The following is a 1575-nucleotide window of genomic DNA, read 5'->3' as shown; positions in this document are numbered from 1 at the left end:
TTGCGAACATTGCGAAACGCACTCCTTCTCTTCGGATGCGTATCAACTCGCAATGGCTGATCCCGTCGGCAATGTGGGGCGGCGACACCGCTTACCAATAAAGGAGCTGGTGGCCAAGCTTCCCACAAAGTAAATTTCCCTATTAACTTGGTGGGAAGAAATTACGTAGATCAAGCAGGTAATCCCGCTATCAGTCAGAGGTGGCTCGGTTCGTTTGAACAGTTTCGAGCCGTTTTGTAAGTGGATTTCCCGCTCGGTTATGCCGCCACCGGGATTGGTACCGACGGGTTGAGATATGCCTGATCGGGCGTCCGCCCGTCCAGCGATGAATGCGGTCTCCGTGTGTTGTAGAACTTCAGATATCGGGCCAGACTTTCACGCGCGGCTGAGACGCTGTCATAAGCGCGCAGGTAGACTTCCTCGTATTTGATCGTTCGCCACAGCCGTTCGACAAAGACGTTGTCCCGCCACGCGCCCTTGCCATCCATGCTGATCTGGATGTCGGCATCCTTCAGCGTCTTGATGAACTCGATGGACGTGAACTGGCTGCCCTGGTCAGTGTTCATGATCTCGGGCTTGCCATGGCGGCGCATGGCGTCTTTCAAAGCATCGATGCACGGCCAGGTTTCCAGCGTCGTCGACAGTCGCCAGGCCAGGACTTTCCGGCTGAACCAGTCCAGCACGGCGACCAGATAGACGAAGCCACGCGCCATGGGAATGTACGTGATATCCATGGCCCAAACCTGGTTCGGGCGCGTCACCGCCAGCTTTCTCAGCAGATAGGGATAGGCCTTGTGGCCGGGTGCCGGTTTCGACGTGTTCGGCCTGCGATACAAGGCCTGGATGCCCATGCGTTTCATGCAAGTCGCCACATGCACCCGCCCGGCGGTGAAGCCTTCTTGCCGCAAGAGACCCTTCATCATTCGGCTGCCCGCAAACGGATATTCCATGTGCAGATCGTCGATCCGACGCATCAGCTTGAGATCGTCTTCGCAAGCAGGGCGCGGATCATAATACAGGCTGCCCCTGCTGATCCCGAGCAACTCGGCTTGGCGGGCCAAACTCAGCTTGTGGTCACGGTTGGTCATTTCTTTGCGCTCGGCAACAGACCGGCCCTGGCGAGCGCTTCTCCCAAAAAATCGTTTTCCAGCGCCAGCTGGCCAATCTTCGCGTGCAACGATTTGACGTCAATCTCAGGTTCCTTTGACGCTTCCGGCTTGTCGTCAAAGACATCCGTCACGCCGTCGAGGAGATGATCCTTCCACTGCTTGATCTGGTTCGGATGTACATCGAACTGTGTCGCCAGCGCGCTCATCGTCCTGTCGCCCTTCAATGCCGCCAAGCGACTTTCGCCTTAAACGCAGGGCTGTGGTTCCGTCTTGGTCGTCTTGCCATGTTCGCTCCTTCGTCCCGGCACGCTGCCGGATCAGGAGCAGAAAATCCACCTAACTCACCTGTTCAGATTTCTCAGGCCACCTCTCTGAGCAAGCCGCCTTCCTGGAGAAGCTGAACCCGTGCTTTCGGGAAAGGCATGTGGAATCAAGTGCTCCGGGCGAACTCCTGTCCGCGGACACT

The 1575-nt window shown here is 57.1% G+C and carries 1 pseudogene; it reads right to left on the bottom strand.

What is annotated here, in order from left to right:
• Positions 1–257 precede the first annotated feature (257 nt).
• Positions 258–1395 (bottom strand): annotated as a pseudogene (locus C8N32_RS14750) (IS3 family transposase).
• Positions 1396–1575: the final 180 nt, after the last annotated feature.

The sequence above is a fragment of the Rhodovulum imhoffii genome, from assembly GCF_003046545.1.
In the GTDB taxonomy this organism is placed as follows: Bacteria; Pseudomonadota; Alphaproteobacteria; order Rhodobacterales; family Rhodobacteraceae; genus Rhodovulum; species Rhodovulum imhoffii.
The sequence above is the reverse complement of the archived record's forward strand: the minus strand, read 5'-3'. Positions and strand labels throughout refer to the sequence as shown.